General features: G+C 71.0%; 3 protein-coding genes. All 3 read right to left on the bottom strand.

Annotated features, from left to right (window positions below; all coding sequences use genetic code 11):
- Positions 1–1,526 (bottom strand): alpha/beta hydrolase-fold protein (locus tag B4M60_RS05825; RefSeq protein WP_291081178.1); only part of this gene is annotated, 1,526 nt, incomplete at its 3' end.
- A gap of 240 nt (positions 1,527–1,766) precedes the next feature.
- On the bottom strand, positions 1,767–2,891 hold the full coding sequence (locus tag B4M60_RS05820; RefSeq protein ID WP_291081176.1) for an alpha/beta hydrolase: 1,125 nt from the start codon (positions 2,889–2,891) through the stop codon (positions 1,767–1,769).
- A 194-nt stretch (positions 2,892–3,085) separates the two neighbouring features.
- A partial coding sequence (gene zomB, locus B4M60_RS05815; RefSeq protein ID WP_291081174.1) for a flagellar motor control protein ZomB occupies positions 3,086–4,953 on the bottom strand: 1,868 nt, incomplete at its 5' end.

Here is a 4,953-nt window from a genome sequence, read left to right as displayed (position 1 = left end):
TCGGTGGTCGGGTAGCCCAGCTCGCCGCGTTCGGCGCCGCGGTCGAACCACATGGCCCGGATCGCCCCGCGGATCGCGTGCGCGCCGGTGGTCGGCGACCAGTAGATGACGCCGTTCTGGAACTGCGTGAAACGCCCCTTGCCGTCCGGCGTGGCGGTCTCCCCCGAGGTCGGCAGGCCCAGTGGCCCGCCGGGCCCGCCCTCCGCCTGGTACGCGGCGCCGATCGCCCCGAGCACCGACTGCGCCCCGGTCTGCTCGGACCAGAACACGCGTCCGAAGCGGAAGTCCGCGGCCTTGCCGCCCTTGACGTCGTACTCGCCGGTGAGACAGGGTCCCAGCGCCGGCTGACGCTCGGCGAGGGCCCTGATCGCTCCCACGGGCGCGCACGGCGCCTCGACGTTCTCGATCCCCACCGCCCCTGCGAACTGCGGCCACGCCTGGGTCATCTCGAACTGCCAGTACGGCCACGTGTGGGTTCCCGACGGCCGGAAGTTGGCCGTGACGTCGACGCCGGCCCCGCGGGCCTTGTTGACGAACGTCTGGGTGGTCATCCGGGAGAGCAACTCGAGACCGTAGCCGGGGAAGTTGGCCGGGATGTCGGGCAGCCCGGACGGCTGATCCCAGGGACCGGTGTTGCCGCTGCCCGCGGAGACGTACACGCTCCGACCGCGCAGCCTCTCCGCGTGGAGCTTGGGATCCTGCTCCTGCCAGCGGGCCGAGCCGAGGGGACCCCACATGTTCTCCGCCGAGTAGCCACCGGCGTCCTGCATGGCCACCTTGATCGCCTCGGGCATGCCGAAGCTCGTGGTGTCGAGGAACCCCGAGAAGCTGCCGGCGAACCGGAAGTGCTCCGGGTAGCGCTGGGAGAGCATCATGGCGGCCGTCCCGCCCATCGACAGGCCGGCCACACCGTGCTTGTCGCCGACCCGCCAGTCGCGGGCCAGCAGGGGCGGCAGCTCCTGCATGAGGAACGTCTCCCACTGGTAGGCCGAGCCCTTGGCGTCCGCCACCCAGTTCGTGTAGAAGCTCGACTCGCCGCCGACGGGCAGGATGATGATCGCGTTCTTCGCGTCGAAGAACTGGGAGATCTTGGTCTCGAGCGTCCACCCGCTCGCGTCACCCCGCGCGCGCAGGCCGTCCAGCAGCAGCAGCGACGGGTAGGTGCGATCGGGCTCGGCGTTCCACGCGGCCGGGAGCATCAGCTGCACCTGGATCGCCTGCCCCATGGCCGGGGACTGCACCCACAGCGCGACGCGGTTGGCCGTCTTCCACTCCACCCTCTCCAGCCGGACACCCGACGGCGGGGCGGAGGGGACCCGCAGCGACGGTGCGTCCGGGACGTTCTCCGGGGTGGCGGGGCCCGGGGTGGGCGACTGCGCGCCCGGGCTCACCCGGGCGGGGGTCTCCTGCGCCACCGCGACCGGCGGGGCGAGGAGGCCGGATCCCACCACACCCACCACCAGGGGGGCCGCGAGGAGGGACGCCCACCGGGTGCGGGGGTTCGCGTGTGCGCTGGGGGTCGCCATGGTGTTGTTCTCTTCCTTGCCGCGTCGTCGCCGAAGTGTCTCGCGGCCGGGTCGGTCGTGCGACCCGGCCGGTCGTGCCCGTGGCCCCGGCCCGCAGCGCGCCCGCGGGTTCCCCTCCCGCGGCCGAACCCGGTGGTCACCAACGACCGGGGCCCCGCACGAGAATCTACGCACGGGGCCCCGGTGTGACGGGTGAGGACTCGCTGACACGAGCCCGATTCGTCTGCTAAGTCGGCGGGATCACCAGCCGTGGGCGTCCATCACGTCGAGGATCTGGGCCGACCTGGCGGCGATCAGGTCGTCGTTCCAGTAGCCCCACCCGTGGACCCCGGTGGTGCGGTAGTCGAACCTCGCCTTGTTCGGTGCGGCGTTCAGCGTGTTCTGGAACGCGATGGTCGATCCCCGCGAGAGCCCCTCGAGGATGATGCCGTTGAACGTGTTGAACACGGCCTGCAGGCTGGAGGGCTGGTCGTACTGGCCCGGGATGGCCGAGCCCGCGGTGATGTACATCGGGATGTCGCGCAGTTTGCCGGCGTTGAGCAACGGGTCGTTCTGGCCCCAGCGCGGCGAGCCCGGCAGGCCCCACATGGCAAAGGGGTCGCACCTGCACTGGTCGAACATGGCCAGCGGGAGCATGGTGTACATCCCCGGCGCGGTGGTGTTCATGTAGCCGGAGAAGACCGAGACCTGCTTGAACTGGTCGCGGTGATCGGCCGCGAGCATGGCGGCCGCGGAGCCGCCCATGGACAGTCCGGCGATCGCGTTGTTGTCCGTGCGGACGCCGAAGTTGGCCTGCAGGTACCCGGGCAGCTCACGGGTGAGGAACGTCTCGTACTTGTACTCCAGGAGGGTGCCGCCCAGGTTGATGGGCCGATCCCAGTCGGAGTAGAAGGAGACCTGCCCGCCGACGGGCATGACCAGCGTGATGTTGTCCTGCAGGAAGATGCGCTGGGCCTGGGCGTCGTGGGTCCACGCGTTCCAGTCGTCGCGCGCGCGCAGGCCGTCGAGCAGGTAGAGGCCGGCGTTGCCGCCGTAGCGGGCGGGCTGGACCTGGACCTTGATCGGCCGGTTCATGGCCGGGGACCAGACCTCGCACAGCTGGACCCAGGAGGCGACCGGGTCCCACGTGCAGCCGGGGCGCAGCCAGTTCCGGTTGCCCACCGGGTTCTCGTTGCCCCCGGCCGGCCGGAATGCGGGCGCCGGCGGCGGCGCACCGGCGGAGCCGCCGGAACCGAGGCTCGCGGAGGAGCCCTGCTCGGTGGCCTGGGCGCCGACGAGGGCCGGCGCACTCACGACGAGGCCCGCGGCCGTCGCCAGGGCGGTGAGCCCGGCGGCGAACTTGCGCCGGAGGGTGGTCTGGGACATGCGTTGGTTCCTTTGTTCGTTCCTGGTGCCCCCAGGATCTCCGGGGCATCGGTGACGTCCATCGGACCGGACCCACCAGGGGAGGACCGGAACTGCGACATCGTTACTGTCGCGCATTGTGGGACAGGTGTTACAGGTCAGGGGCTGAATCGACCCCCGACTGTTATCGATTCGAGACAACAGTAGGCGCAACCCTACCGAGTGCCCTGGTACTTCTCCACCTTCTCAGGCATCGGCAGACCGCATCGCTGCACCTCATACGCAGGGATTCTGTTGATCCGATACTCGGCGAATGAGAATGCGTTCACGAGGTTGGACCACCGCCTCTCCGGGGTCAACGGGCCGGAGTACGACTCGATGAGCGCCTGGGTCGCCGGGCACTGCAACGCCACCTCGGACTGGAGCACCCAGTTGACGTCCACCCACCGGGGGAGGTTGACCGGGTCCTCGATCACGCCGGTCCGGGCGAGCACCCAGTCGTAGGGCAGGAACTTGTCGTGACCGATCCGCCCGTCCTCCATGCGGTCGGTGTGCGCGGCCAACGGCGCGGCCAAGCCCACGGTGTCGTAGACGTCCACGTCGAGCGGGAGGTTCATGCTGGTCATGCCCAGGTTGAGGAACACGACGGTCTTGATCGGCTCGTCGGGCAGCTCGAACGGCGCCATGCCCGGCAACGGGTGGTCGTAGGCCACCACGTCCCAGCGGTCCTGGAACCCCGGCACCGGGAGGAACACCGCCCCCGTGTCGTTGGCCTCCACCTCACGCACCAGGGCCCGCATCCGGGGGAAGTCCAGGTAGTCCTCGGCGAGCACCGGGTGCCGGTGGCCGGTCCGCTGGATGTAGTACTGCCGCTCGTCGACGATCCCCGCCGCGGTGATGGTCTCCGGCTGGTCGCGGAACGGGTCCTGGGTGACCTGGACGGTCACCGCCCATCCGACGACGACGAGCCACGCACCGACGACAACGGGGACTGCCACCCGGCGCACCCGGGCGTCGTCGGGCCCGTGCGCGGGACCGACCGGCAGGGGCACCACGGAGACCGGCAGGAGGAACAGGAACAGGGACGGCAGCAGCACGCGGCCGTGCATGAAGTCGCCGCCCTGACGCAGCCAGTACAGCGTGAGCAGCGCTCCCGCGGTCGCGACCGTGATGACCACCGTGCTCGGCTGCTGCAGCCGCGCCTGGAAGTCGACCCACCGGGCGGCCAGGTTCCGCGGCCGCGAAGCGACCGGCTCCATGATGTCCGGGATGTCGTCGGCGATGTGCGCGTGCGGGTCGATCTGCGCCGGATCGTGGCTGCGCACCCGCGTGGCCACGATCACGGCGGCCACCAGCACCGCCAGGATCACCGGCAGCAGCAGCGTGTACGGCCCGAAGAGATTGCCCAGATAGGTGAAGCCCTGACCCCACTTGGCGCCGCTGGCATCCTTGGCGATCGCAGGGTGCGGCACCAGGATGGCGTAGTAGCCCATCCGGAAGATCTGGTAGCCGACCGGCAGCAGGCCGCCGGCGACGAAAACCACCGCCCGGCGACGCCAGCCGGGTGCGGCGATGAACAGCAGCAGCAGCGCCAGCACGCCGAGCAGGGCGAGTTCCGGGCGGACCAGCACGCTGGCGCCGGCGACCGCGGAGACCGCCGCGGTGAAGGCCACGGCGCGGCGCTCGCCGGCCGGGCCGGTCGGGTCGGCCGGGTCGGGCACCGGCAGGCGCACCCGCTGCGACCAGCACACCATCATCCACCAGAGCAGCCCGATGTAGGCCAGCGCCAGCCCGGTCTCCAGGCCGGAGGTGGCGAAGTCGCGGGCCGGCGGGATCGCGATGTAGACCAGCGCGCCGGCCGGCAGCAGCAGCGCGTTGCGGCCGACCAGGCTGGGCGCGTACAGCCGGGCCGCGCCGAGCATCGCCAGCACCACCCCGGCGACGCTGAGCGCCAGCGACAGCGCCAGCACCACGTACTCCAGCCGCACCGGTCCGGCCACCCAGCCGCCCAGCAGGGTCAGGTAGGTCCAGGCCGTCGAGGTGTTGGCCTCGACCCGCTCGCCGGCGTTGAACACCGGGCCGT

This window comes from Dietzia sp. UBA5065 (assembly GCA_002415925.1).
Lineage (GTDB): Bacteria > Actinomycetota > Actinomycetes > Mycobacteriales > Mycobacteriaceae > Dietzia.
This window is presented reverse-complemented; position numbering and strand designations above follow the sequence as displayed.